This window comes from Sphingomonas sp. BL-S-28 (genome assembly GCF_055521515.1).
The window spans coordinates 1859121-1881050 of the sequence record NZ_CM145484.1 but is presented as its reverse complement, the minus strand read 5'-3'; the positions used below and the strand labels follow the sequence as shown (position 1 = coordinate 1881050).

Here is a 21930-nt window from a genome sequence, read left to right as displayed (position 1 = left end):
TTCCTTCAGGTGTTCGCTTCGATGTTGGCGATCAGCGCGGCCAGATGGGCCGGGCTGGCATGTTCGTGCGCCTCTTCGGCAGAGGTCTGCGTATTGTCGTAGGGGATCGGCTCGTCGAACTGATCGGTCGCCAGATCCCAGAACCGGCCGTCGATCCGGTTGTAGAAATGCGTGCCGCCCTTCGTGGCCGTCTTGAAGATGTCGCCACCGAAATAGTGCCGCACCGCCAGCGCCGTCACCGCGCACTGGTTGCGGCACGGATTTGCCGGATCGAACGGATCGGGAATGCTGTCGGGGCCCCAGGATTTCTTGACGACGTGGTAGAGATCGATCGGCGTCGCAAACGTCAAATCGGCCTCCATTCTTCCTCAGGCGGCAGCGGCGCGAAGATCGCGTCGAGCATCTCTTCGGTCACGCCTTCCGGCTCAGCCGGCTTCCAGTGCGGGGCATGGTCCTTGTCGACGATCACCGCGCGCACGCCCTCGGCAAAGTCCGGCAGGACCAGCACGCGGCTGCCGATGCGGTACTCCATCGCCATGTTCTGCGCGAAAGTGTCCAAGGTCAGCGAGGTGGCCAGCTGCCGCAGAGAGACCTTGCAGGCCTGCGGGCTCTTGGTGCGCAAGGTCGCCAGTTCGCGCGCGGCCCATTCGCTGTCGTCGCCTTCCAGCGAGACCAGCACCTGTTCCAGCGTGTCGAACGCGAAGTGCTTGCGGATCTGCGCGTCGTGCGCGGCGATCTTCGGTTCCGGCGGCGTCACGGCAAGCGCGGTGAGCACGGCGCCGATGTCATGCCCGGCGGCGATACGGCGCTTGGCTTCGGGCAGGTCCTCGCTCTGCAGGTAATGCGTGGCGAGCCCGGCCCAGAGGCATTCCGCCCCGTCCAGCCGCGCGCCGGTGAGCGCCAGGAACTGGCCCAGCCGCCCTTCCAGGCGCGAAAGATACCAGCCGCCGCCCACGTCCGGGAACAGGCCGATGCCGGTTTCGGGCATGGCGAAGCGGGTATTCTCGGTCGCCACGCGGTAATGCGCAGGCTGCGAGATGCCGACGCCGCCGCCCATGGTGATGCCGTCCATGAAGGCGACCACGGGCTTGGGATATTCGAACAGCTGATGGTTCAGCCGGTATTCGGCGAAAAAGAAGCGGCGGCCCGAATGGCCGTCATCCTCCAGCGCGGAACGGCGCAGCAGATTGATGTCCCCGCCGGAGCAGAACCCGCGTCCTTCGCTGTGCTCGATCCACACGGCTTTCACCTCGGGATCGTCCGCCCACTGGGTCAGCGAATCGCTCATCGACTCGCACATGCCCAAAGTGAGCGCGTGGATCGCCTTCGGACGGTTCAGCGCAATCACGCCGGCAATGCCTTCGCGGGACGTAAGCAGTTCTTCAGTCAGCAAATCGGTGGTCATGGTCGTCCCCGTTCCGGCTTACTTGAGGAGGTCACGCCCAATGATCATGCGCATGACCTCGTTGGTGCCTTCGAGGATACGATGGACGCGCAGGTCGCGCCAGAACCGCTCGATGGGATAATCCTTCAGATAGCCGTATCCACCGAACATCTGGAGCGCCCGGTCGACAACCGAGGAGCCGGTATCACTGGCCATCATCTTGGCCATGGCGGCAAATCGCGTCTTGTCCGGCGCGCCGGCAGTCACCTTGGCGGCGGCCAGATAAAGCAGCGCGCGGGCCGCTTCCAGTTCGGCAGCCATGTCGGCCAGACGGAACTGGGTGTTCTGGAATTCGGCGATCGGCTGGTCGAACTGCTTGCGGTCCTTCACATAGGCGACCGCTTCGTCGAGGCAGCGCTGCGCGCCGCCCAGCGAGCAGGCACCGATGTTGAGGCGGCCGCCGTCAAGGCCGGCCATCGCGAACTTGAAGCCGTCACCCTCTGCACCCACGCGGTTCTCGGCGGGGATGCGCGCATCCTCGAAGATCACCTGCGCGGTGGGGGAGGCGTTCCAGCCCAGCTTCTTCTCCGGCGCGCCGAAGGAAACGCCGGGCGTATCCTTGTCCACCACGAAGCAGGAAACGCCGCGCGACTTGTGCTCGCCCGTGCGCGCCATCACCACGTAGATGTCGTTGACGCCGCCGCCGGAGATGAACTGCTTGGTGCCGTTGAGGACATAATGATCGCCATCAAGACGCGCGGTGGTCTTCAGCGCCGCCGCGTCGGAGCCGGAGCCGGGCTCGGTCAGGCAATAGGAGCCGATCTTGTCCATCGTCACCAGATCGGGAAGGTAACGGTCTTTCAGCTGCTGATCGCCGAACTTGTCGATCATCCAGGCGACCATGTTGTGGATCGAGATATAGGCGCTGGTGGCCGGGCAGCCGTAGGACATGGCCTCCATGATCAGCGCCGCGTCCAGACGGCCAAGACCGATGCCGCCGTTCTCTTCCGAAACGTAGATCGCGCCGAAGCCCAGTTCGCCCGCGGCCTTCCACACGTCCACCGGATAGTGGTGCTTCTCGTCCCACTCGGCGGCGTATGGCGTGATGCGATCGGCGGTGAACTTGCGCGCCGTTTCCTGGATCGCGAGCTGGTCTTCGGTGAGGCCAAACTGTTCGGTCATCTGAGTCCTGCTGTCTGGTGGGTGCCCTAGGGGCACTTCTTGTATGTAAGCGTTCCGGGCGCGGCGTCCGGCCCGGTGTCCTTGCGGACCAGCGTCTTGCCGCCGTCGGGGCTGGAGAGCGCAACGTCAAGGTTCCAGCTCTGCCCTTCGCCCGAAAAGGCGAAATCGGCCTCGATCGCATTGTCGGCGGCCGACTTGATGGTGCCCAGCGAGGCGACAGCTTCGTAGAACGTCAGCCGCTTGGCATCGACGGTCAGCAGGCCCTTGGCATCGCCGGCGGTGCTGGTGCAGTCCGCATCGACCATGCCCCAGCGCCCACGCAGGCCCTCCGGAATTTCGGTGGGCAGTGGGGCCGGCACGACTTCCGTCGTAGCCTCCCCCACCGGTGTCTCGCTCGTCGCGGTCGCTTCGGGCTGCGGCTGCTTCTGGCAGGCCGACAGACCCAGAACGAGCGCGATGGAGAGGGAAAGTGGGGCGGCTACGGTCCTGATATTCATCACGAAACGTCCTTCTGCACTTCGGGCATTCAACCAAGAACGCCCTCGATGGCCCCGCTGTTCCTTCCCGTCTATCTCACCCCATGGTCGGAATGATGAAAGCGCTGTCACCCGCGCCGCCATCCGGCCAGCGCTGGGTCACCGTCTTCACCTTGGTCCAGAAGCGCACGCCTTCCATGCCGTACTGGTTGTGATCGCCAAAGGCCGAACGCTTCCAGCCGCCGAAGCTGTGGTAGGCGACCGGCACCGGGATCGGCACGTTGACGCCGACCATGCCCACCTGCACGCGGTTCACGAACTCCCGCGCGGCGTGGCCGTTGCGCGTGAAGATGGCGACGCCGTTGCCGTACTGGTGCTTGGTGGGAAGCTCCACCGCTTCCTCGAACGTCTTGGCGCGGACGATCTGCAGCACCGGGCCGAAGATCTCTTCCTTGTAGGCGCTCATCTCGGGCGTCACATGATCGAACAGCGACGGGCCGACGAAGAAGCCTTCCTCGTAACCCTGCAGCGAGAAGCCGCGACCATCGACGACCAGTTCCGCGCCTTCATCGACGCCGGTCTGGATCCAGTTCTCGATCTTCTGCTTGTGCACCGCGGTGACGACCGGGCCATACTGCGCCTCGGGATCGTTGGAGACGCCCACCTTCAGCTTGTCGATCGCGGCGATCAGCTTTTCGCGCAGGATGTCGGCGGTTTCGTCACCCACGGGAACGGCAACCGGCAGCGCCATGCAGCGCTCGCCCGCCGAGCCATAGGCCGCGCCCATGATGTCGTTGACGGCCTGATCCATGTCCGCATCGGGCATGACGATCGCGTGGTTCTTCGCGCCGCCCATCGCCTGCACGCGCTTGCCGGCGGCAACGCCGCGCGAATAGACGTAGTGCGCGATGTCGGACGAGCCGACGAAGCTGACGGCAGCAATGCCCGGATGGTCGAGGATCGCGTCCACCATCACCTTGTCACCATGCACCACCTGCAGCACGCCTTCGGGCGCGCCGGCTTCGATGAACAGTTCGGCAAGGCGGTTCGGCACCGAGGGATCGCGCTCCGACGGCTTGAGGATGAAGGTGTTGCCCACCGCGACGGCCGGGGCGAACATCCACATCGGGATCATCGCCGGGAAGTTGAACGGGGTGATGCCCGCGCCCACGCCCAGCGGCGCGCGCAGCGAATAGACGTCGATGCCCGGACCAGCGCCCTGGGTATATTCGCCCTTCAGCATGTGCGGGATGCCGCAGCAGAATTCCACGACCTCAAGCCCGCGCTGGATGTCGCCCTTGGCGTCGTCCACCACCTTGCCATGCTCGCTCGCCAGCAGTTCGGCGAGGCTCTGCATGTTCTGTTCGATCAGTTCCTTGAACTTGAACAGCACGCGGGCGCGGCGCTGCGGGTTCATGGCCGCCCATTTGGGCTGCACGGCCTGCGCCGTGGCCACCGCGCGGTCGAGCAGAGCGGCGTCGCCCAGCGGCACTTGCGCCTGCACCGCGCCGGTGCTGGGGTTGAAGACATCGCCGAGACGCGCGGACGGACTGCCGGGTCCGCCGACTACGAAGTGGTCAATCAGGCGCATTCCTCATCCTTTCGAAATTCTGTCTTCGGGCACAGGCGCGCCCTTTCAAGGCTAGGTGGTCCCGGCTCGATTTGCAGGCAAGCTGAAAATACGCCATCGATAACTGCACATTTGCAGCCCAGAGAGTGATTTCCCGCAGTGACGATGCCTTACTGATGCCATCGATAGACTGGAGCGACTATCAGGCCTTCCTCGCCATCGCCCGGGCGGGGCAATTGGCCGCCGCCGCGCGCGCACTGGGCGTGGACCCGACCACCATGGGCCGCCGCCTGCGCCGGCTGGAGGCAGCGCTCGGCACCCGCCTGTTCGAGCAGACCCGCAGCGGGCAAGACCTGACCGAAGCGGGCGAGGCGCTGCTCGCCTCGGTGGAATCCATGGCCAGCGCAGCCGGGCGGATCAGCGAGCGGGCGGACCAGAGCGATGGGCTCTCCGGCACCTTGCGCATCAGCACCTCGGAAGGGTTCGGATGCTGGTTCCTCGCCCGCCACCTGCCACAGTTCCAGTCCGCCCACCCTCGCCTAGCCATCGACCTTGTCGCATCCAGCGGCTTCCTCAGCCCCGGCCGGCGCGAGGCGGACGTGGCCGTGATGCTCTCCCGCCCGCGCACCGGGCCTCTGGTGGCGCACAAGCTGGCCGACTATGCGCTGGCGCTCTACGGCAGCCGCGACTACCTGAGCACCCACGGCACCCCTTCCCGCCCGGCAGACCTGCTCGAAGGCCACGCTCTCGTCGGCTATATCCCAGACCTGATCTACGCCCCCGAACTGCGCTATCTGGACGAGATCCACGCCGGGCTGCGCGCCACGGTCCGCTCCCCCAGCATCACCGCGCAGCAGAGCCTGATCGCCAGCGGCACCGGGCTTGGCGTGCTGCCCTGCTTCATGGCCGATGACGACCCCCGGCTGGTGCCGGTGCTGCCCGAAAAGCGCATCCTGCGCAGCTTCTGGTTCGTCACGCACCAAGACATCCGCAAGCTCCCCCGCGTAGTGGCGTTCCGGCAGTGGCTTGACGAAACCGTCAGGCGCATGGAGGGAGTTCTCACGCCATGACTGGCAATATTCAGGGACAGCACGCACAGTGACCACGACGACCATCGATCCGGCCGAATTCCGCAAGGTTCTGGGCAGCTATCCCACCGGAGTCTGCGTGATCACCGCGCTGGACGAAGACCGCCCGGCGGGCATGGTGGTGGGATCGTTCACCTCGGTCTCGCTCGATCCGCCGCTGGTGGGCTTCTTCCCGGACCGCCGCTCCACCTCGTGGCCGCTGATCGAGAAGGCGGGGCACTTCTGCGTGAACGTGCTGGCCAGCGATCAGGCCGCCGTCGCCCGCGCGGTCACCGCCAAGGGTGCGGAAAAGTTCGTGGGCGTTGAATACACCGTATCGGAGCACAACCTGCCGATCATCGCCAACTCGATCGCCGCGATCGAATGCCGCCTCTATTCGGTGACCGAGGCGGGCGACCACTGGTTCGTGCTGGGCGAAGTGCTGCGCATGGAAACGGTGCGTGAGGACGATCCGATGCTGTTCCACAAGGGCCGCTACGGCGGCTTTGCCGAGCGGATGTGATTGCCGGAATGCAGGACTTTCGCGTCGACCTGCCGGGCGGAACGCTCGTCGGCGTGCGGCGTGAAGGTTCTGGCCAAGGTTCAGATGCGCCGCTGGTGCTCGCCCACGGCTTCGGCGGATCGCTTCAGGACTGGGACGCGGTGATCGCCGCGCTTCCTGCCGAACTGCCGCTGATCGCCTACGACGCGCGCGGCTTCGGCAGCTCTCCCGCCGAGCCGGGCGTGCCCTTCTCCCATGCCGACGACCTCCACGCCCTCCTCGATGCGCTGGAGATTGAGCGCGCAGACCTTTGCGGTCTTTCGATGGGCGGCGGCAATGTGCTGCACTTTGCGCTCGACCATCCCCAGCGCGTTCGGCGGCTCATTCTGGTCAGCCCGCTCATGCTCGGCTGGTCATGGACGGAGGGCTGGATCGACCGCTGGAAAGCCATGGGCCGCGCTGCCCGGACCGGGGACATGGCCTCCGCACGCGACCTCTGGTGGAACCATCTGCTGTTCGGCAGCACGCGCGAAATTCCTGAGGCTGCTGCACATCTCAAGGCATCGATAGAGGCGTTCCCCGGCACCCAATGGGTGCAAGACGACCAACGCCCCGAACTGCCTGACGTGGATCGGCTGACCGTCCTTTCCGTGCCGACACTGCTGCTCACCGGAGAACGCGACACCGAGGACTTCCGCCTGATCGCGGAGCTTGTCGCCAGCGCCGGGCAGGACGTCACACGCATCGACCATGCCGGGGCCGGTCATCTGCTCAATCTCGAAATTCCCGAAGTGTTGGCGGGAGAAATTGCGGCGTTTCTGGGCTAATCCCGTGCCCCTTTCCTTGACGCGCCAAAACATCGTGGAACTTATCGATCCCACTATCGTCATCCCCGCGAAGGCGGGGATCCCGCTTTTCTTGGGGCACACGAGAGGTTCCAGAAGAAAAGCGGGGCCCCCGCCTTCGCGGGGGCGACGATGGGGAGGAAGAGATGGCGACTTCCGGCATGGACATTCCATCCCCTTGCGGCCAGGGTCAGCCCCTCGACGTACGGCCCGACTGGTTGGAGATTTCGCGTTGAACGCCTTTGCACATGGCACCGTCCACGAAGCAGGCGAAGACCTGCAAACCGCCCTGCGCGCGGACCCGGACATCCTGCAGCTATGGGAAAACCTGACGCCGCTTGGCCGGAACGAGTTCATCTGCTGGGTGGATGATGCGAAGCAGGCGAAAACCCGTCAGCGCCGGATCGAGCGGACTTGCGAGGAACTGGTCGAGGGCAAGAAGCGCCCCTGCTGTTGGCCCGGCTGCATTCACCGCACCGACAAGGCGCCGAGCAAGTGGCAGCAGGCCGTGTTGATCGAGAAGCAGAAGAAGGCGCGGTGAACTGGCGGTAGCGTGGCGCTAGGCTTCCATCCTTCGACAAGCTCAGGATGAGCGGTGTGTTTGGGGAGGAAGCGATCAAACGATATTCGTCATTGCGAGCGTAGCGAAGCAATCCAGAGCGGCGCAGAACCACCGCTGGATTGCTTCGCTACGCTCGCAATGACGACAGGGGCCGGAGACATCCCCGGCCCCTGCCCTCAAATCAGAACTTGCCCGAAATCGAGGCGCCGATCACGCGCGGTTCGTTGAACACGGCGGCCATGTAGTTCTCGATCACGCCCTTGAGGTTCTTCTCATTGGTGATGTTGCGGGCGAAGGCAGCGATCTCGTACTGGCCGCCGGGGGCCGAGTAGCCGATCTTCAGACCGCCCTCGAAGTCACCCTTCGAGTAGAACTCCTTGGTCTTGTAGAGCACGAAGTTGGTGTAGCCCTGGAACATCCAGTCGGTGGCCGCGAAGATCGAGCCGCCATTGCCCAGCGGCACGTCGTAACGCGCGGTGACGTTGGCGGTGTACTTCGGCGCGTTGGGCAGCGGGTTGCCGTCGATCTGCGCGAAAACGCCCTTTCCGGCGACGGTGATCGTCGGATCTTCCACCGTACAGACCACCACGCCGTTCAGCGCGCAGACCTGTGCGTAGACGTTCTTGTCCTTGATCTCGGTATGCAGCAGGCTGAGGCCGGCGGTCAGCGTCAGGTTCGGAACCGGGCGCGCTTCCAGTTCGGCTTCCATGCCGTAGGCCTGCGCCTTGTCGGCATTGAACAGCACGCCGTTGCCGTCGGCATCGTTGCCGTTCAGCTGGATGTCCTTCACCCGATAGGCGAAGCCCGAGAGGTTGAAGCGTACCTTGTTGTCGAACAGCTGCGTCTTGATGCCGGCTTCGCCCGAAAGGATCGTTTCCGAATCCGCCGTGGTGAAGTCGGTATTGAACACCGCCGAACGGCCCTGAATGGTGGGTCCACGGAAGCCGGTGGCGACGCGGGCATAGACGCTGACGTCCGGGTTCACCTTGTAGTTCAGGCTGACGTCCCAGCTGGGCTTCTCGTCCGACAGGCGCACGTTGTAGCGGCCCTTGTAGGTCACCACGCCGGCGGCGGTATCGGCGGTCTTGATCAGGCGGGTCTTCTTGGTGTCGTTGGTATAGCGCGCACCGGCGGTCAGCGTCAGGCCGTCCACCAGTTCATAGCTGGCCTGGCCGAAGAAGGCCCAGCTGGTGTTGACGTTGCGCAGGCGCACCCAGTTGTTGGGGTTGTTGGCCGGCGGCGTCAGGAAATAGGCGCGCTGGTAGAAATCGGTGATGTCACGCGAATCGAACCACATCGCGCCCACCTGCCACTTGAAGCGGGTGTCGCCATTGCTGGCCAGACGCAGTTCCTCGCTCAGCTGGTCCAGATCGCGCACGTTGCCCTGCGACTGGCCATAGCCGTTGGGCACGCCGTTCACCGGGAAGTCCGCCGCCGCACCGCCATCGGTATCGCCGCGGCTGTAGCCGGAAGTCGTTTCCCATGCGGTGATCGAGGTCAGCGTGACCGGACCGAAGTCCATCGCGATGCGGTTGGACGCGCCGTAAGTGTCATAGGCCTGCGGGTTGTTGTGCGCCTCGTCCAGCGCGATCTTGCTGCGCGGCTCATCCGAAACGTCGTTCGAACCCTTGGTGAAGGCGCCGCGATGGAAGATCGTGGAGGTGCCCTCATACTTGCGGGCGTGGAAGCTGGTCAGCATCGAGAAACCGCTGCCGGTCGGCGCCAGCAAGAGTTGCACGCGGGCGTCGCGCTCCTCGAAACCGCCCATCGCATCCTTCTTGGGCGAGACGGTGCCGTCGGCGCTGGGGCCGTCATAGGTGTTGTCCACCCAGTCGTCACGGCGCTGGTAGAGTGCGGAAACGCGGATCGCCAGCAGGTCCTGAATGATCGGGCCGCCCACGCCGCCGTCGAACGTGGCGGTGTTGTACGAACCGTAGCTGGCGCTGGCGCGGCCGGTCCAGCGGTCGGTCGTCGGCTTGATCGTGTCGAACTTGATGATGCCGGCCGTGGTGTTGCGGCCGAACAGCGAACCCTGCGGGCCGCGCAGCACTTCCACCTGGTCCATGTCGTAGACCGGGTTGGACTTCAGCACCACGTGCTCCAGCACCACGTCGTCCTGGATGATCGACACCGGCTGCGAGGCGCCGAGGTAGAAGTCGATATTGCCAAGGCCGCGAATGTAAAAGCGCGGGAAGATGCGGCCCGTGGTGGTTTCGGCGTAGAGGCCCGGAACGCGGCCCGCCAGCGCCAGCGTGTCGTCACCGGCGGCCTGGAAATTGCGCAGCTGATCGCCGGAGACGACGCCAACCGAAACCGGCACGTCCTGAAGGTTTTCGCGGCGACGCTCGGCCGTGACGACGATCTCGCCCAGACCTTCGCTGGCGGCGGGGGCGGCATCGGCCGCGTCCTGCGCCATGGCGGCATCGGCGAAGCCGAGCGAGGCGAGCGCTGAGCCAAGAAGAAGGGCTGGTCGAAGGCAGGAAATGTGTCGCACGGGGGGATGTCCCTTATGGGTTGAGCCGAACGGGCAGCTAGAAACGGGCTGTTACATTTCCGTTACAAGAACTTCACACGCCAGTCCGGGCAACATTCAGGGCGATGATTTCCAATTCAGCGATGCAATTAAGCAACGCTTTTCACCTCCACCATGGATTGAATGGGCAATTGGCGGGCTTGCGACACGTTCGTCGCAAACCCGCCGGTAATTCAGAACTTGTAGCTGATCTCCAGCCCGTATGTGCGCGGCTCACCCACGGCGGCGGCGTTGTGACCCAGCGCGGCGGCCAAGGTCATGCCGCCGACGAAATAGGCCTTGTCCGTCAGGTTCTTGGCAAACAGCGCCGCCGAGAAATCCGATCCCATGATGCCGTTCCAGTTCAGCCGGCCGTTCACCAGCACATAGCCGGGCAGCTTGGTCCCCGGCGCGATCGAATCCGCTGCGTTGGAGAAATACTGCGCCGTCTGCCCGTAAAGATCGCCGCGCAGGGAAACTTCGCCCGCATCCTCAGCCACCGGCAGGAACACTTGCGCATAGGCGGTGCCGGAGAACTTCGGCGTATCGCCCACCGGGCCGTAGGAATAGGGCGTGCCGAACAGTTCGATCTCGCCGTCCGTGAACGTCGCGTTCGTGTAGGCCGCCGAACCGCCCAGTTCGAGCCATGCGGCGGGTCGGATATTGCCCTGCGCCTCGAAGCCCCAGATGCGTTCCGAAGGCACGTTTGCGGTCACCGCGATCGAGGCGAGGCCGCCGGGGCCGTCCGGATCGGGGAACTCCACGCGCTGCACGTCCTGCACCCATTGGATGAACACGGCGCTGGCGAAATTGGCGGGACGGCCCATGACATCGCCGGCGAACTTCACGCCGCCCTCGATATCCTGCGTATGCTCCGAATTGAACAAGTTGCCGCCATCGGTCGCCGTCGCATTGACCGGCGGGGCCGCGCCGTTGAAGCCGCCCGAACGGAAGCTTCCGCGCGTCTTGAGATAGGCGAACCAGTCCGGCGTGACCTTGTATTCCAGCCCCACTTCCCAGGACGGATGATGGAAGGTCTTCCTCTGGTCCGGCGCGCCGTAAGTGTAGGTTGCGCCGGGCAGCTGGGCGATCGAGACGCGCTCCCAGGTATAACGCAGGCCCCCGGTCAGCTTCAGGTCCGGCACCACTTCATAGGAAACCTGGCCGTAGACCGCATTCGTCCGGTTACGGATGCGGAAGTTGTTGGTGACGTAGCTGGGCGGAATGATCGGCGAGACATCGAAATAGGTCTGCGGCCAGAGCGTGTCGCTGCGCTGGTTCTGGAAGTAGTAGCCGAAGATATAGTCCAGCTTGCCGTCCATCGCATCGCCGACCAGCTGCAATTCCTCGGATACGGAGCGGACCTTAAGCTGGTTGCCATACTCGTTCGCAGCGGCATTGGCGGTCAGGATCGTCACGAAGGGCGCGCCCAGCTGCGGCTGTTCGGAACGGGTCTTGGAATCCGACCAGCCGAAGATGTTGCGCAGCGTCATGCTGTCGCTCAGCTCCGCCTCGGTGGTGTTGGTGACGAACCAGTCCTTGCCGTGGTGGCTGGCTCCGCCGGGATGGCGCGTCTTGTAGGGTCCGATGCGGCGCTGTTCGTTCACGTAGTCGATAAGGCCCGGCGCATAGGCATCGGGGTGTGCGGCCAGATAGGCGTCCCACGATCCGGGCCCGGTGATCGCGTCCAGCCCCGGTCCGAACAGACTTCCCGCCCCGCAGGTCAGCGCGAAGCCGTTGTTGGTCTGGCCGCAGGAATAGACGCTGTAGGTGTAGGACGCACCGGTATTAGTGCCGCGCGTGTTGGTATATTGCAGCATCGTGGTGTTGCTGAGCGTATCGGTGGGCTTCACCGTCAGCGTCACGCGGCCACTATCACGGCGGATGTCGCCCAGCCGCTCGTCGTTCAGCAGGTTGCGAATGTAGCCATCCTTGCGGATCACGTCGAAGGCACCGCGCAGCAGGATCCTGTCCGCCAGCAGGGGCACGTTCAGCATCCCCTCGCCTTCCCACATGTCGTAATTGCCGACCCGGCCGGTCAGCGCCGCCTCCAGCTTGTCGCTGGGCTTGGCCGAATTGTAGAGCACCGCGCCGCCAGTGGCATTGCGGCCGAACAGCGTGCCCTGCGGGCCTTTCAGCACCTGCACGTTCTCCAGATCGTAGAACGAGGAGGCGCTGTTGATCGTCAGCGGCACTTCGTTGAGGTAGGCGATGACGGCCGAGGGCGAGCCCGAGAACGTATCGGCCGATTGCCCGCGGATCGAGTACGTCAGCGAGTTGTTGCCCTGCGTCTGGCGGATGGTCAGGCCCGGCGCGATGCGCTGCAGGTCGGAATCGGTCTTCACGCCGCGCTCGACCAGATCGGTGGCACTCAGCGCAGTGATCGCCGCAGGCACGGTGGACAGGCTCTCGTCACGCCGCCGCGCGGTAACGACGATATCGCCTTCATGGACCGTGACATTGCCTGCTGGGGCTTGCTGCGTTTGTGCATAGGCGCCGTCGACACCCGACAGCACGGTTCCGGCCGCAAGCGCGACCTTCAGCCAGTTCCTCATGTTCCCTCTCCTCCCCAGAAAGCGGCACACCACCGCTTCCAATGCCTTGCCCCGTTTTCGGGATCTCTCAGACTCAGTTTGAAAATCCGGCGCAGCCGGATTTTGCGGCACCGGCCCTCTCCCCCACCCGACCACCCATGAGCATACCCTGTCGGGTGGTCGGGTGGGGGAGAGGGCCGGTGCCGCGCCGAAAATGCCTCAAGGCATTTTCAAACCAACTCTAGCCTTCCACGCGCTCCATCGCTGCGAATGCCGCTGCGCGAGCGTCGAATATCTGCTCCAGATGGTTGACCGGGTCGCCCACGGTCACGCCGCCTTCCACCGGAATCACTGCGCCGGTCATGTGGCGCGAACGGTCGCTGGCAAGGAACAGCGCCACTTGCGCGACGTCGTCCGGCTCGCCCCGCCGCTTGATCAGCTGGTTGGAGAGGTAGACCGCGTTCACCCCCTCCTCGATCCGCGCGGCAAGGCCGCTCTCGGCCCCCTTCTCTCCGAACGAGGACAGTTCAGTGCGCACATGTCCCGGCACGATGCAGTTCACCCGGATGCCGTGCCGCGCCAGATCGATCGCGGAGGACTTGGAAAACTGGATCAGCGCCGCCTTGGACGCGCGATAGGTCATCATCGCATGGCCCGCGAGCGTGCCGGCGATGGAGGCATTGTTGAGGATCACGCCTCCTCTGCCCTGCTTCGCCATGATCCGCGCGGCATTGCGGGTGCCCAACATGGGCCCCAGCACGTTGACGCGCATCACCCGGTCGAAATCCTCCAGCGTATCGTCCAGAAAGCTGGGAAACGCGCCGCAGGACATGCCCGCATTGTTGAACAGCACGTCGATCCCGCCGAAGCGGGTGACGGCAGCCTCGATCATCGCCTCCACTGCCGCCGGGTCGGACACATCGGTGCGCTGATAGATCGCCGAAGCGCCCAGCCTTTCCGCCAGCGCCTCTCCCGCTTCGTCCGCGATATCGGCGATCAGGACTTTCGCCCCCTCCGCCGCGAAGAGTTCCACGGTGGCGCGGCCGATGCCGCTGGCGCCTCCGGTGACAACCGCTACTTTGCCCGCAAGTTCCATCAGCGCGCCTCGAAAGTGATCGGCAGCGACTCGATGGTGCGCGTGGCGACGGTGGGCGTGTAGCGGATCGCGCTTTCGGGAATGGCCAGCTTCAGGTTCTTCATCTGCCGGGCGATCTCCCGCGCAGCCACCTTCACTTCCATGCGTGCCAGCGCCAGCCCGATGCAGCGGTGCGGGCCGCCGCCGAAGGCCACGTGGCGGCCGAGATTGGGGCGGGTCAGGTCAAATTTGCGCGGCTCCGGGAACACCGTTTCGTCATCGTTGCCCGATCCGTAGACCAGCAGCATATGCGCATGGGCGGGGATCGTCGTGCCGTTCACGGTGACTTCGCGCGTGGTCATGCGGCTGAGCGCACGCACCGGCGGTTCGGCCCGCAGATGCTCCTCCACGAAACGGTTGAGTTGGCGATCGTCGTCCGCCACGCTGTCCAGCAATTCGGCCATGCCGGGGCGCGTGGTGAGGACGTAGAACAAGTTACCGATGGCGGTCGCCGTGGTGTCGTTGCCCGCGATCAGCGTGGCGCGCACCAGCGAGACGGCCTCTGCAAAAGTCAGCTTCTCCTTGCCGCCATCCTCATTGGTGACTTCGGCATGGACCAGATCGGAAAGCATGTCTTCCGACGGGTTCGCCTCACGCTGCTTCATCTTGGCGATCAGGTATTGTTGAAGCTCCGCGATCTGCGCGGCATTGGCCAGCATCGTCTCACGGCTCTGCATCGCGCCGATCTGCGCGGTGACCGCGACCGACCAGCGCGAAATCTGCTCCTCCATGCCCTGATCGAGGCCCAGCTGCTCCACGATCACGCGAATGGTCAGCGGGATCGCGATGTCCTTCACGGCATCGCACTGGCCATCCCCGCGCGCCACCACATCGGCGATCACGCCGCGCACCACTTCGGTAATGCGCGGTTCCAGTTCCTTCACGCGGTGCGCGGTGAAGGCCTGCTCCATCAGCTTGCGAATGCGCGTGTGATAGGGCGGGTCGGACATGATCGCATCCGGGAAATAGCCGCCGCCATGTTCCTGGAGGTAGGCCTGAAACTCCTCCCGCATCCCGCGCGCCTGCTGTTCGGAATACCCGTGCTTGACCGAGAAGGTCACCGGGTCCGACTGGATCTGCGCAATATCCTCGTGCCGCGTCACCAGCCAGGAACCGAGCCGCTCGTCATAGTGAATCGGATCGCCATGGCGCATGGCGCGGTAGAACGCGTTGGGCTGCGCCTGGATCGCGGTATCGGCGAGCGAACCGCTGTCGAGCAGCGCCTGTTCCTCGGCGGTCAGTTCCCGCCGCTCGCTGATCCGATCTTCGCTTGCCCCAAGTTGCGTTGACGTCGCCATTAGCCTGTCCCGTATTCTGTGTCTTTGCGATCTTCTATGGACCGGGCAGCGACGGCCAGCCATGCCCGCCCTCGAACCAAGGCTTGCCCCGAGGGGAAGGATCAGTACCCCGACGCAGGCGCCACGGTGACTTCCAAGCCATCCAGATCATCGCTCATCTTGATCTGGCAGCCCAAGCGGCTGGTGTCCTTCATGACGTCCGCCACCATGTCGAGCATGGCGAATTCCACATCGTCCGGCTCGCCCACCTCATTCCACCAGTCTGCCGCGACATAGACGTGACAGGTCGCGCAGGCGCAGCCGCCGCCGCAATCGCCCATGATTCCGGCAACACCGCGCGAACGGCCCAGTTCCATCAGGCTCACGCCTTCATCCACATCGGAAAATTCGTGCTTCACGCCGTCGATGTCGGTCATGGTGACATGAAGGTTGCCCATAAATCCGGCCCGGTCCTCTTCGTTTGATTTTCACACGTGATGCCGCAGCCGGGGGGCCGCGCAAAGCGCTCCCCATGCCTTGCGACTTGCCCCAGCGGGAAAACCGCCACCACGTAGCCGGCGCGCCTTCCCGTACAGGACAAGCCCTCTGCCCGGCCCGTCATTTGCCGCGCCCCTCCCCGCTCCTAACCTGCGCCATACGAGCCACGCACACATCGATGGCCGAAAGGAGAAAAACCGTGGGACGGACACTGATCCAGAACGCCACGATATTCGACGGGACAGGCAAGGCTACTATCAAAGGCGATCTGGTGGTCGAGGGCAACCGCGTGACCTCGGTCGGCACCACGACCGTCGCACAGCCGGACGACATCACGATCGACGCCAGTGGCATGTTCCTGATGCCCGGCATGGTCGAAGGCCACGCGCACCTCTCGTTCGAGAATGTCTGCGCGACCGAGGACCTGATCACCCCCAGCCCCGAAACGCAGGTCTTCACCGCCGCGCGCGGGGCCAAGGCATTGATAGAGGCCGGCTTCACCTCAGCCTACGGCGCGTCCGAAGCGAAGCTGAAACTGGCCGTCGCCGTGCGTGACGAGGTCAATGCCGGCCGCCTTCCCGGCCCGCGCATCCGTGCAGGCGGCCTCGAAATCTCCGTTACCGGCGCGATGGGGGATGAGAGCAAGCTGCACAATCCGCGCATCGGCCCCTCCGCCATCGTCGACGGCGTGGAAGAGATGCGCAAGACCGTGCGCCTCCACTGCCGCGAGGGCATCGACAACGTGAAGCTCGATGTCTCGGGCGACCCGTTCTACCCCGGCACCCCCGGCAACACGACGCCGATGACTTTCGAGGAAGTGCGCGTCGCCGCCGAAACGGCCCATGCCTATGGCCGCAAGATCAACGCGCACACCCGTTCCATTGAAGGTTCCAAGCACTGCGTCCGTGCGGGCGTCGACGGCCTGTTCCACTGCGAATACGTGGACGAGGAACTGCTGGACATGATGGAGGAGGCGCGGGACCGCATCTTCGTCGTCCCCACCGTCGGCCTCTTCGCGCAGATCATGGCGGGTGAGGCTTCGGCGCACGGCCTCTCGCCCGAAGTCGGCGGCTACATGAACATTCCGGACCTGCTGGAAAACTCGCTGAAGACGCATACCGAACTGCGGAGGCGCGGCATCCGTCACCTGATCGGCGGCGACTACGGCTTCGGCTGGAGCCCGCAGGGCACGCAGGGGCGAGACCTCAAATCCTTCGTCGATTTCTACGGCTACACCCCGGCCGAGGCGCTGGTCTGCGCCACCCGCAATGGCGGCCTCGCCATGGGATACGGCGGCGAACTCGGCACGCTGGCGCCGGGCAAGCTGGCCGACCTGATCCTGGTCGACGGCGATCCGCTTGCAGACATTTCCATCCTCGCCGGGCCGGAAAAGGTCGCCTTCGTGATGAAGGACGGCGTTGTCCAGAAAATCAGCCCCGCCCTCGCGGTACGTGCGAGCACGCCGACGCTCGAAGCGGCGGAATAAGGAGCCTCAGAATGAACGTCGCCACCGGAACGCTGCAGCCCGGCGAGGCCCGCTGCCCCGCCGAATCCACGCAGGACATCATCGCCGCGGACCGCAACGCTGCGCCTGCCTGGGCGGCCAGCGAAAGCTACCACTACCTCGGCAGCGAGGACGTTTCCAAGGAACGCTACACCGATCCCGCCTTCGCCAAAGCGGAGTTCGAGCGGATGTGGACGCGCACCTGGCAGATGGCCTGCCGAGAGGATCACATCCCCGAAGTGGGCGACTATTACGTCTACGACATCGGATCGTACTCGTTCGTCGTCACGCGCTGTGATGATGACGAGATCCGCGCCTACTTCAACGCCTGCCTCCATCGCGGCACCAAGCTGAAGCCTTCCGGCACGGCGGGCTTCGCGACGAACCTGAAGTGCCCGTTCCACGGCTGGACCTGGAACCTCGACGGATCGCTGAAGGAAATCCCCGAAAAGTGGGACTTCGCGCATGTCGCCACGCAGAAGATGTGCCTGCCCGAGGCACGGGTGGAGCGGCTGGGCGGCTTCGTCTGGGTCAACATGGACCCCGCCGCGCCCAGCCTTGAAGAGTACCTCGGTGCCGAGGCCCTCGCCCATCTCAAGGCGTGGAAGCTGGAGGATCGCTACATCTACCTCCACGTTCAGAAGAGCTATCCGGCCAACTGGAAGCTGACGATGGAAGCCTTCATGGAGGCCTATCACGTCGGCGACACCCACCCGCAAGTCGCGCCCGCCAATGGCGACGTGAACTCGCAGTACGACGTCTACGGCGATCATGTGGACCGCTTCATCTCCACGCTCGGTGTGGTCAGCCCCAAGCTGCGCGACAAGTACAGCGAGGCGGACATCATCGCCAACTTCACGCTGGGCGACAGTTCCTCGCTGGGCGGCAGCAAGCCCGAACTGAAGGCGGGCGAACGCGCGCGGCAGGTGATGGCAGACATGTTCCGCGACATGTTCGAGACGGCGACGAACACCGATCTCAGCCACGTTTCGGATACCGAACTGCTCGATACCTACAGCTACACGTTCTTCCCGAACCTGTTCCTGTTCCCCGGCATCTCGCTGCCGATGATCTACCGCTTCCGCCCCGACGCGCGCGACCATCGCCGCACGATCTACGAAGTGATGTTCATGCGGCCCAAGCCGAAGGACGGCAGCGAGGTGGAAACGGCCGAGGTGGAGATTCTGCAGGATCACCAGTCCTTTGCAGAGGCGCAGGGCATGGACCCCGGTTTCGGCCATATCCTCGATCAGGATACCGACAATCTCTACGCCCAGCAGGAGGGGCTGGAAGCGAGCGCCAAGCCCGGCATCACCCTGGGCGACTATCAGGAAGTGCGCGTGCGCCACTTCGAACAGACCATCGACAAGTACATGGCACTACCGCCCTATCATCCCGACTTCCGGGCTTTACAGCGCCCGTGAGTTTCTCGCTTTCAGGTCGCACCATTTTCGTGGCCGGCGCCTCCTCCGGGATCGGCGCAGGCTTCGCGCGCGCCATTTCGGCTGCGGGCGGACGCGTCGTATTGGGCGCGCGGCGGGTGGACCGCTGCGCCGAGCTGGCGGCGGAACTGGGCGAAGCGCTAGCCGTCGAACTGGACGTGACGGACGAAGCTTCGGTGCGCGCCGCCTTCGATGCGGCAGAGGCCCGGTTCGGCGTGATCGACGGCGTGATCTGCAATGCCGGCGTGGGCACCGGGGGGCGCTCCACCGATGTGCCGGAAGACGGGCTGCGCCGCGTGCTCGATACCAACCTGCTCGGCGCGATGCTGGTCGCGCGCGAGGCCGGACGGCGGTTGATCGCGGGCGGCAGTCGCGAGCATCAACGCGGGCGCGTAGTGCTGATCGGATCGATCACCGCCCAGCAGAACGGCACCGGCGATGCGATGTATGCCGCCACCAAGGCCGGCCTTGCCCACCTCGGCCGACAACTGGCGCGCGAATGGGTGCGGCAGGGGATCAACGTCAACACCCTGCAACCCGGCTGGATCGCCACCGAGATTAACACGGACTGGTTCGCCAGCGAGCGCGGACAGGCCGATATCGCCGCCCTCCACCGCCGCCGCCTGCTCGATGCCGAGGCGCTGACGCCTATGCTGCTCTACTTGCTTTCCGACGCCTCCGCGCAAGTGACGGGCGCGACATTCACGATCGACGACGGGCAATCGTTATGACCAGCAGAGGTGCCCTGGAAGGGCTGACCGTGATCGAGGTCGCCGAGCGCGTGAGCGGGGAATATACCGGCAAGCTGCTGGCCGATCTCGGCGCCGAAGTCATTAAGGTGGAACGTCCCGGCGGCGCTCCGACGCGCGCGATGGGGCCTTTCGCGGCGGGGGAATCGACGCTGTTCGCCTACCTCAATACCAACAAGAAATCGGTCGTGCTGAACCTTGCCGATGCAGCGGATCGCAAGGTGCTGGACCGCCTGCTGGCGCGCGCGCATGGCATGATCGACGATCACGACGCGGGCTGGTGCCGCGCCATGGGCCTGACGCCCGAAGCCGTCGCCGCTGCGCATCCCGCGCTGGTGCACACGCTGGTCACGCCGTTCGGACAGGACGCGCCGGAAGGCTGGCAATCCGCTCGCCCGATCAACGTCATCGCCGCCGGCGGCTGGGCCTATCACAGCCCCAGCGAAACGCCTGCCGACAAGCCGCCGCTGAAAGGCGCGGGCCGGTTCCTTTCTGACTACGAAGCCGGGATCGACGCCGCGCTGGCCACCATGGTCTCGCTGCTGCGCCTGCGCCGCAAAGGTCAGGGCCAGTTTGTCGATATTTCCGAAGTGGAAGTGCAGATCAACCGCATCGACTGCGTGCTGGACCGCATGCTGGCGGGCGAGGCGGAGCCCAGCGACGCACGCACCGCCTACGACATGGGCGGCCCCGGCACCTCTTTCGCCTGCCGCGACGGGCATGTCTTCCTGCTGATGACCAGCCGCGCGCACTGGAAGGGCCTCTGCGCGCTGATGGGCGATCCGGCCTGGACGCAGGAACTGCGGGAGGACTGGCTGGAGTTCGACTGCACGCCGCCCAATGTCGCCAAATTCCGCGAACACTTCACCGGCTGGATCGCCCGGCAGGACAAGCATCCGATTACCGAGGCCGCGCAAAAGGCGGGCGTCGCCATGGTGCCGGTCCAGACCGCCGATGACCTGCCGCGCCACGAACAGTTCGTCCATCGCGGCTTTTTCCAGCAGGCCCAGCATCCGGCGTTTGGAGAAGTCTCCTATCCCACCGCCGCCTACCGCATGAGCGCCACGCCGGTGCGAATTCGCTCTGCCGCGCCGGAACTGGGCGCCAGCCGACAGGAGGCGGAAGCATGATTGGTTTCACGCGGAGGCGCGGAGACGCGGAGAAGAAAAGAGAAGTAGGAAGGTTGGCTTCACGCAAAGGCGCAAAGGCGCAAAGGAGTCGCGCTGCGCCGCAGGCTTCCTCATCTTCCAAACGCTGCGGCACGCGCCATCGTCGCAACGTAAAGGGCTTCGCCGAAAACACGACATCTTTGCGCCTTTGCGCCTTTGCGCGCATCCCCTTCTCTTCCCTCTTCTTCTCCGCGTCTCCGCGCCTCCGCGTGAACCCAATCCCGGAGCGCCACCATGCCACTCCCTGACCGACAAGGCCCCCTCGCCGGCATCCGCGTCGTCGAACTCGCCAAAGTCTGGGCCGGCCCTTACGCGGGCAAGCTGCTCGCCCACCTCGGCGCGGAAGTCATCAAGATCGAATCCCGCTCCAACCTCGACGAGATGCGCGCCTATGGCGGCGTGGACATCGACGCCGCACCCTATTTCCTGTCGATCAATCAGGAGATCCTCTCGGTTCAGGTCAACATGAAGACCGCCGAGGGGCTGGACCTCGTGAAGCGCATGATCGCCCAGGCCGACATTCTGATCGACAACATCCGCCCCGGCGCGATGGAGCGGTCCGGGCTCGATTACGAAAGCCTGAAGGCGATCAAGCCGGACCTGATCCAGTGCGCGATCAAGATGTGGGGCAGCGATGGACCGCTGGGCTATCAGACCGGCTACGCCCCCTGCTTCGCCGCGCTCTCCGGCCTTACCGCGCTGGTGGGGCATGAGGGCGAGACGCCCAAGGGCATGAACATCCGCTACGGCGATTCCACCGCCGGCGCGCTTGCCGCACTCGCCTGCGTCGCCGCGCTCCACCACCGCGAGAGCACCGGCGAAGGCCAGTTCATCGACCTGTCGGCGGTGGAAGCTATGACCAGCCTCGTCGGCGACAGCCTCTTCGCCGCCAGCGTCACCGGAGACGTGCCCAAGGCCGATGGCAACTGCCACCCGGAGATGGCCCCGCACGGCTTCTACCCCTGCGGCGAGAGCGGCTGGACAAGTATCGCGGTGGCGAACGAGAGGGAATGGCAGGCACTCTGCGACACGCTAAGCGCCCCTGCCCTCGCCTCAGATCCGCGCTTTGCGACGCTGGCGGACCGACTGACCAATCGCGCCGAACTCGATGCCGAACTCTCCACGCTCACCCGCCCGCGCGACGCCGCAGACCTTGCCGAAAAGCTCAGAAATGCAGGCGTTCCGGCGTTCAAGGCGATGAGTTCAATGGACTTGTGCTCGGACGGTTTCCTTTGGGGCCGCGACGCCTTTCGCATGGTCAGCGACCATCGCAACGGCACGCGCCCGATCATCGGCCCGTCATGGCGGGTCAGCCCCGAAGGCCCCTTGGTCGAACGCGGTGCGCCCCTGCTGGGAGAGCACAACGGCTACGTCTACCGCGAGCTTCTGGGCTTGTCGGAAAGCGAAATGGACGATCTGATAGCCCGCAAAGTGATCGACTGAAGGTTGGACCGTGAAAATGCCCATCCGGGCATTTTCATGCGGCACCGGCCCACGCCCCCACCCGACCTCCCACGAGTGT

The 21930-nt window shown here is 64.9% G+C and carries 19 protein-coding genes; 9 read left to right on the top strand and 10 right to left on the bottom strand.

Features of this window, described 5'->3' with window-relative positions:
* Nucleotides 1-5 precede the first annotated feature (5 nt).
* The 5 genes from ACZ1JC_RS17640 to ACZ1JC_RS17620 form a co-directional block, all read right to left on the bottom strand.
* Nucleotides 6-350: a YunG family protein gene (locus ACZ1JC_RS17640; RefSeq protein WP_465135637.1), complete on the bottom strand. Its 345-nt coding sequence runs from the start codon at nucleotides 348-350 to the stop codon at nucleotides 6-8.
* A complete protein-coding gene (locus ACZ1JC_RS17635) occupies nucleotides 347-1405 on the bottom strand; it encodes an enoyl-CoA hydratase/isomerase family protein (RefSeq protein ID WP_465135638.1) in 1059 nt (352 codons plus the stop codon). The genes ACZ1JC_RS17640 and ACZ1JC_RS17635 overlap by 4 nt, the downstream gene beginning before the upstream one ends.
* An 18-nt stretch (nucleotides 1406-1423) precedes the next feature.
* Complete coding sequence (locus ACZ1JC_RS17630; protein ID WP_465135639.1) at nucleotides 1424-2566, bottom strand: acyl-CoA dehydrogenase family protein; 1143 nt, start codon at nucleotides 2564-2566, stop codon at nucleotides 1424-1426.
* 26 nt (nucleotides 2567-2592) lie between these two features.
* Entirely contained in the window at nucleotides 2593-3063 is a 471-nt protein-coding gene (locus tag ACZ1JC_RS17625) for a hypothetical protein (RefSeq protein ID WP_465135640.1), read from the bottom strand.
* A gap of 76 nt (nucleotides 3064-3139) precedes the next feature.
* Nucleotides 3140-4633 carry a CoA-acylating methylmalonate-semialdehyde dehydrogenase gene (locus tag ACZ1JC_RS17620; RefSeq protein ID WP_395395470.1) on the bottom strand — a complete coding sequence of 498 codons (1494 nt, stop codon included), beginning with the start codon at nucleotides 4631-4633 and terminating at the stop codon, nucleotides 3140-3142.
* A gap of 155 nt (nucleotides 4634-4788) precedes the next feature.
* On the opposite strand from ACZ1JC_RS17620, the gene ACZ1JC_RS17615 reads away from it, so the two are divergent.
* From ACZ1JC_RS17615 to ACZ1JC_RS17600, 4 genes are all read left to right on the top strand, one after another.
* Nucleotides 4789-5682 (top strand): LysR family transcriptional regulator, encoded by an 894-nt coding sequence (locus tag ACZ1JC_RS17615; RefSeq protein WP_465135641.1) that lies wholly within the window; start codon nucleotides 4789-4791, stop codon nucleotides 5680-5682.
* Nucleotides 5683-5710: 28 nt separating this feature from the next.
* Nucleotides 5711-6202 carry a flavin reductase family protein gene (locus ACZ1JC_RS17610; RefSeq protein WP_465135642.1) on the top strand — a complete coding sequence of 164 codons (492 nt, stop codon included), beginning with the start codon at nucleotides 5711-5713 and terminating at the stop codon, nucleotides 6200-6202.
* 8 nt (nucleotides 6203-6210) lie between these two features.
* Complete coding sequence (locus tag ACZ1JC_RS17605) at nucleotides 6211-7008, top strand: alpha/beta fold hydrolase (RefSeq protein WP_465135643.1); 798 nt, start codon at nucleotides 6211-6213, stop codon at nucleotides 7006-7008.
* Between the two features lie 250 nt (nucleotides 7009-7258).
* Nucleotides 7259-7567: a YdeI/OmpD-associated family protein gene (locus ACZ1JC_RS17600; RefSeq protein ID WP_465135644.1), complete on the top strand. Its 309-nt coding sequence runs from the start codon at nucleotides 7259-7261 to the stop codon at nucleotides 7565-7567.
* Nucleotides 7568-7769: 202 nt separating this feature from the next.
* On the opposite strand, the gene ACZ1JC_RS17595 is transcribed toward ACZ1JC_RS17600, so the two are convergent.
* The 5 genes from ACZ1JC_RS17595 to ACZ1JC_RS17575 form a co-directional block, all read right to left on the bottom strand.
* Nucleotides 7770-10004: a TonB-dependent receptor gene (locus ACZ1JC_RS17595; RefSeq protein WP_465138561.1), complete on the bottom strand. Its 2235-nt coding sequence runs from the start codon at nucleotides 10002-10004 to the stop codon at nucleotides 7770-7772.
* Between the two features lie 290 nt (nucleotides 10005-10294).
* A complete protein-coding gene (locus ACZ1JC_RS17590) occupies nucleotides 10295-12655 on the bottom strand; it encodes a TonB-dependent receptor (protein ID WP_465135645.1) in 2361 nt (786 codons plus the stop codon).
* A gap of 220 nt (nucleotides 12656-12875) precedes the next feature.
* Nucleotides 12876-13730, bottom strand: a complete 855-nt coding sequence (locus ACZ1JC_RS17585) for an SDR family NAD(P)-dependent oxidoreductase (protein WP_465135646.1) — start codon at nucleotides 13728-13730, stop codon at nucleotides 12876-12878.
* Nucleotides 13730-15067 carry a cytochrome P450 gene (locus ACZ1JC_RS17580; protein ID WP_465135647.1) on the bottom strand — a complete coding sequence of 446 codons (1338 nt, stop codon included), beginning with the start codon at nucleotides 15065-15067 and terminating at the stop codon, nucleotides 13730-13732. Before ACZ1JC_RS17580 ends, ACZ1JC_RS17585 begins: the two co-directional genes overlap by 1 nt.
* A gap of 101 nt (nucleotides 15068-15168) precedes the next feature.
* Nucleotides 15169-15504, bottom strand: coding sequence for a 2Fe-2S iron-sulfur cluster-binding protein (locus ACZ1JC_RS17575; RefSeq protein WP_465135648.1), 336 nt, complete (start codon nucleotides 15502-15504; stop codon nucleotides 15169-15171).
* A 239-nt stretch (nucleotides 15505-15743) separates the two neighbouring features.
* Here ACZ1JC_RS17575 and ACZ1JC_RS17570 point away from each other — a divergent pair, with 239 nt between their 5' ends.
* From ACZ1JC_RS17570 to ACZ1JC_RS17550, 5 genes are all read left to right on the top strand, one after another.
* Nucleotides 15744-17030, top strand: coding sequence for a metal-dependent hydrolase family protein (locus ACZ1JC_RS17570; RefSeq protein ID WP_465135649.1), 1287 nt, complete (start codon nucleotides 15744-15746; stop codon nucleotides 17028-17030).
* Between the two features lie 11 nt (nucleotides 17031-17041).
* The gene (locus ACZ1JC_RS17565) at nucleotides 17042-18472 is read left to right on the top strand and encodes an aromatic ring-hydroxylating oxygenase subunit alpha (RefSeq protein WP_465135650.1); all 1431 of its coding nucleotides are present in this window, start codon (nucleotides 17042-17044) and stop codon (nucleotides 18470-18472) included.
* Nucleotides 18469-19221 carry an SDR family NAD(P)-dependent oxidoreductase gene (locus tag ACZ1JC_RS17560; protein ID WP_465135651.1) on the top strand — a complete coding sequence of 251 codons (753 nt, stop codon included), beginning with the start codon at nucleotides 18469-18471 and terminating at the stop codon, nucleotides 19219-19221. Before ACZ1JC_RS17565 ends, ACZ1JC_RS17560 begins: the two co-directional genes overlap by 4 nt.
* Nucleotides 19218-20369 (top strand): CaiB/BaiF CoA transferase family protein, encoded by a 1152-nt coding sequence (locus ACZ1JC_RS17555; protein WP_465135652.1) that lies wholly within the window; start codon nucleotides 19218-19220, stop codon nucleotides 20367-20369. The genes ACZ1JC_RS17560 and ACZ1JC_RS17555 overlap by 4 nt, the downstream gene beginning before the upstream one ends.
* A gap of 273 nt (nucleotides 20370-20642) precedes the next feature.
* Nucleotides 20643-21851, top strand: coding sequence for a CaiB/BaiF CoA transferase family protein (locus ACZ1JC_RS17550; RefSeq protein WP_465135653.1), 1209 nt, complete (start codon nucleotides 20643-20645; stop codon nucleotides 21849-21851).
* Nucleotides 21852-21930: the final 79 nt, after the last annotated feature.

Bases quoted from the DNA above. Each gene is read 5' to 3' on its own strand.
- ACZ1JC_RS17635 (WP_465135638.1), bottom strand. From the start codon at position 1,405: ATGACCACCGATTTGCTGACTGAAGAACTGCTTACGTCCCGCGAAGGC.
- ACZ1JC_RS17630 (WP_465135639.1), bottom strand. From the start codon at position 2,566: ATGACCGAACAGTTTGGCCTCACCGAAGACCAGCTCGCGATCCAGGAA.
- ACZ1JC_RS17625 (WP_465135640.1), bottom strand. From the start codon at position 3,063: ATGAATATCAGGACCGTAGCCGCCCCACTTTCCCTCTCCATCGCGCTC.
- ACZ1JC_RS17620 (WP_395395470.1), bottom strand. From the start codon at position 4,633: ATGCGCCTGATTGACCACTTCGTAGTCGGCGGACCCGGCAGTCCGTCC.
- ACZ1JC_RS17615 (WP_465135641.1), top strand. From the start codon at position 4,789: ATGCCATCGATAGACTGGAGCGACTATCAGGCCTTCCTCGCCATCGCC.
- ACZ1JC_RS17605 (WP_465135643.1), top strand. From the start codon at position 6,211: ATGCAGGACTTTCGCGTCGACCTGCCGGGCGGAACGCTCGTCGGCGTG.
- ACZ1JC_RS17595 (WP_465138561.1), bottom strand. From the start codon at position 10,004: ATGGCGCAGGACGCGGCCGATGCCGCCCCCGCCGCCAGCGAAGGTCTG.
- ACZ1JC_RS17590 (WP_465135645.1), bottom strand. From the start codon at position 12,655: ATGAGGAACTGGCTGAAGGTCGCGCTTGCGGCCGGAACCGTGCTGTCG.
- ACZ1JC_RS17585 (WP_465135646.1), bottom strand. From the start codon at position 13,730: ATGGAACTTGCGGGCAAAGTAGCGGTTGTCACCGGAGGCGCCAGCGGC.
- ACZ1JC_RS17580 (WP_465135647.1), bottom strand. From the start codon at position 15,067: ATGGCGACGTCAACGCAACTTGGGGCAAGCGAAGATCGGATCAGCGAG.
- ACZ1JC_RS17575 (WP_465135648.1), bottom strand. From the start codon at position 15,504: ATGGGCAACCTTCATGTCACCATGACCGACATCGACGGCGTGAAGCAC.
- ACZ1JC_RS17565 (WP_465135650.1), top strand. From the start codon at position 17,042: ATGAACGTCGCCACCGGAACGCTGCAGCCCGGCGAGGCCCGCTGCCCC.
- ACZ1JC_RS17555 (WP_465135652.1), top strand. From the start codon at position 19,218: ATGACCAGCAGAGGTGCCCTGGAAGGGCTGACCGTGATCGAGGTCGCC.
- ACZ1JC_RS17550 (WP_465135653.1), top strand. From the start codon at position 20,643: ATGCCACTCCCTGACCGACAAGGCCCCCTCGCCGGCATCCGCGTCGTC.